This is a genomic window from Brevundimonas sp. (assembly GCF_041648615.1).
GTDB lineage: Bacteria > Pseudomonadota > Alphaproteobacteria > Caulobacterales > Caulobacteraceae > Brevundimonas.
Genome location: NZ_JBAZOS010000084.1, coordinates 1 through 3,165, shown reverse-complemented (window position 1 = coordinate 3,165; position 3,165 = coordinate 1). Strand labels below are relative to the sequence as shown.

General features: G+C 70.1%; 6 protein-coding genes. 3 read left to right on the top strand and 3 right to left on the bottom strand.

What is annotated here, in order from left to right; genetic code table 11:
- The first annotated feature begins 114 nt into the window (after positions 1 to 114).
- Both WC555_RS15520 and WC555_RS15515 read left to right on the top strand, forming a co-directional pair.
- Positions 115 to 288 carry a phage tail assembly chaperone gene (locus WC555_RS15520; RefSeq protein WP_292130344.1) on the top strand — a complete coding sequence of 58 codons (174 nt, stop codon included), beginning with the start codon at positions 115 to 117 and terminating at the stop codon, positions 286 to 288.
- A complete protein-coding gene (locus WC555_RS15515; RefSeq protein ID WP_373255024.1) occupies positions 281 to 808 on the top strand; it encodes a phage tail tape measure protein in 528 nt (175 codons plus the stop codon). Before WC555_RS15520 ends, WC555_RS15515 begins: the two co-directional genes overlap by 8 nt.
- A gap of 11 nt (positions 809 to 819) precedes the next feature.
- Here the strand turns inward: WC555_RS15515 and WC555_RS15510 are convergent, their stop codons facing one another.
- From WC555_RS15510 to WC555_RS15500, 3 genes are all read right to left on the bottom strand, one after another.
- Entirely contained in the window at positions 820 to 1,539 is a 720-nt protein-coding gene (locus WC555_RS15510; RefSeq protein WP_292130346.1) for a DUF805 domain-containing protein, read from the bottom strand.
- Between the two features lie 59 nt (positions 1,540 to 1,598).
- The gene (locus tag WC555_RS15505) at positions 1,599 to 2,249 is read right to left on the bottom strand and encodes a DUF805 domain-containing protein (RefSeq protein ID WP_373255022.1); all 651 of its coding nucleotides are present in this window, start codon (positions 2,247 to 2,249) and stop codon (positions 1,599 to 1,601) included.
- A 161-nt stretch (positions 2,250 to 2,410) separates the two neighbouring features.
- Positions 2,411 to 2,896: a DUF805 domain-containing protein gene (locus WC555_RS15500; protein ID WP_292130348.1), complete on the bottom strand. Its 486-nt coding sequence runs from the start codon at positions 2,894 to 2,896 to the stop codon at positions 2,411 to 2,413.
- Between the two features lie 115 nt (positions 2,897 to 3,011).
- On the opposite strand from WC555_RS15500, the gene WC555_RS15495 reads away from it, so the two are divergent.
- Positions 3,012 to 3,165 (top strand): DUF2460 domain-containing protein (locus tag WC555_RS15495; RefSeq protein WP_373255025.1); only part of this gene is annotated, 154 nt, incomplete at its 3' end.

Sequence of the window (3,165 nt, the reverse complement as noted above, 5' to 3'; positions counted from 1 at the left end):
GGCCTTGTTGCGGGGCGGGGGCGAGCCGGCGCTGGCGGAGGACCTGGGGCGCGCGGACATAGCGCCGCGCGAGGCGGCTGAGGCTGTGGCGAAGGCTTTCGCGGCGGCCGTGGGATGACGCCATGGGACGAGATGCTGCGGGCGGCGGCCGGGCTGGGGGTTGGGCCACAGGCGTTCTGGCGGCTGTCGCTGCGGGAGTGGCGAATGCTGACCGCCCGGCCGGGCGCGGCAGGGCCCCTGGGGCGGGACGAATTCGAACGGATGGCGGAGGCGTGGCCGGATGACTGACACCCTTGAACCAGCCGGCCTGGACGGCGTGCCGCGCAAGGCGGCCGAGGCGGCGGCGGCGCTGGAGGCGTTGCGGGAGCCGGCGGAGCGGGTCGCGTCCTCGATCGAGGACGCCTTCGGCAAGGCGGGCGAGGGATTGGCGCGCTCGCTGGCACGAGCGGCCGCGGACGGCGAGATCAGTCTGGCCGAGCTGGCGCGCGCGGTGCTGGCTGCGGTCAATGCGGCGTCGGGTTCGGGCGGCGGCGGCCTGGGCGAGGCGATCGCCGCGGCGGTGCAGTCGGCCTTCTCGGGAGCGCGGGCCGAGGGCGGGACGGTGCTGGGCGGCGGCGCCTATCTGGTCGGCGAGCGCGGGCCGGAGGTGTTTCGGCCCATGGGCGCCGGCGTCGTCGAGCCGGCCGGCGTCGGGGGCGTCACGGTCCATGTGCAGGTCGACGGCGGCGCGCCGGCGCTGCTGCGCTCGGAGGCGCAGATCGCCCAGATGCTGGCGCGGGCCGCAGCCCTGGGCGCGCGGCGGCTGTAACCCGGCCGCGATCAGTTGAAAGTGTCGGCGGTGTCGCGGGCCGGGTGGACCGGATCGGGGCCGAACCGGTTCGCGCCCCGCTGACCGTCGGCTATGCCGAGCCAGAGCCAGAAGCCGACGCCGATGAAGGCGGTGAAGCCCCAGACGCCGAGCGGTGGCACCAGAATATTCAGCACCTGCGCCAGATCGCCCTCGTCATCGAAGGCCGTCGGATCGTTGATGGCCGCCATGGAGATGACAACGATCAGGTAGACGAAGCCGCCGATCATCGCGCTCCAGGGGATGGCGATCAGCCAGGCGGACCTGCCCATGTCGTGCAGCCGTTTCGCGCCGATGGCCAGGTTGGACCAGAGCAGCACCGGGGCGCCGACAACGAGCGCAATGTTGAGGAACGGAATGAAGCTCCAGACATGGTAGCCGAAGAAGACGATCGCCCAGCCGATCCAGAAATGGGTGCGGCTCAGCCGACCCTGGAAGGAAAACATCGCCGTGCCGAAATTGAAGCCGCGGCCGGACGGGCGGGGCGAAGGGCTGAAGCCGGCGGGAGCGCCGCCGCCGGCGAGAGGGAAGATGTCCCGGGCGACGCCGTCAGCATCGACGAAGTCGACCCTGTCCCGGACCCGCAGACCGGAGCGGCTGGCCGAGGCGGTGAAGGCGTAACGAACGCCGTCGTCGCCCAGGATCACGCCGTCGCCCGAAATTCCGTCCAGGCTGATGACTTCGCCGCGCATGAATCCCCCCGCACCTTCACTGGCCTCACCGTGGCGGACCGCGCCGGGGCGGACAAGGCCTAGCTGAAGACCTCCGCGGTCGCCCGGCGGCTCGAACCGGGGACGGGGCCGTGGGTGTTGGGCCGGGCTTCCGACGGCAGGACGCAAATGATGAAGGTGACCAGGGAGCCGAGGTAGGGAATGGCGTTGAGGAGCACGAGCCAGCCCGACAGGCCGACGTCGTGGAACCGCCGGATCATGGCGCAGAGGTTCGGGATTATGGTGCCGACATAGGTCAGTCCGCCGAGGACCATGAAGATCATGCCGACGGGCGAGACATCCTCTCCGCCGTCGGTCGTCAGCCCGGAGACGATCGCGCCGAGAAAGACCGGGCCGCCGACCAGGAGCACGCGGAAAAGGACGAAATACCAGTATTCGCTTCGCCGGGCGCGGCCGTAGCCGTCGACGTATTTCTTCATGCAGCGGACGAAATAGCCCCACGGCGAGGTTTCGCCGGCGTCGGGACGGGCCGAATAGCCGGTCCCGGCGGCCGAAACGGCCGGACCGGACGAGAGCAGAACCACTTCGGTCGCGATCCCGTCGACCGGGACAAAATCGATGCGGTCGCCGCGCTGGACGATGAAACCGCGAACATCCCGTGTGACGAAGGCGTAGCGAACGCCGTCGTCTCCGCTGACCAGGGCGTCGCCGTCGCCGCTGACATCGATCACTTCACCCCGCACCCTGCGCCCCACTGCTGGCTTCCGCCCGACCGGTCGGACGACCAAGCTTGGCCGAAGAGCGGACGGGCGCCAACCGCGGCGTGACGGATTTGCGAGCGTCGACCGGCGCCGGTTGCGGCCGGCGCCGGTCGATGTTCGCCGTCAGGGCGTCAGCCGCCCTTCGGATCGGAGCCGAAGCGGTTGGCGCCGGCCTGACCGGCGGACAGGCCGATCCAGAGCAGGAAGGCCAGGTTGAAGACGAGAAGCAGCAGGACCAGGCCCATCGCCGGTCCGAGCAGGGCCAGAATGGCGGCCGGATCCTCCCGCTCGAGCGCCGCGGCGTTGGAGAGGGCGGAGACGCCCACCAGGGTGGCGGCGAAGACGCCGCCGACGATGTTGACGGCCCAGGGGAGAACGACCAGCCAGCCGGGCTTGCCCATGTCGTGAAGCCGCTTCACCGCAATGGCCAGGTTGGGCCAGATCAGGGCGATCGAGAGGAAGAAGCCGATCACGGGAAGCCAGCCCGCGACGACCCCGACGCCGAGGCAGATCAGCCAGCCGATCCAGAAATGCGAGCGGCGTGTGCGGCCCTCGAAGGAAAACAGCAGCTTCTGCCAGTCGAAGCCCTGAATCTGGCTGGAAGTTTCGATGCTCATGGCGCCCTCCCGCGCGGTTTCGGGCCCGACGCCCGGCAGGAAAGAATGGCGTAACAACGATCGCTCGACAAGCGAAAGCGCGGCCGTGGATTGACCCTGACAGGAGAGTGAGGCGATGGCCTTTCACGAGGTGAGGCTGCCCGTCCGGCTGGCCTTCGGATCGACGGGCGGTGTGGAGCGCCGGACGGAGATCGTGACCCTTGGGTCGGGCTTCGAGCGGCGGTCGTCGCCATGGGCGCATGGGCGTCGGCGCTATCTGATCGGAGCCA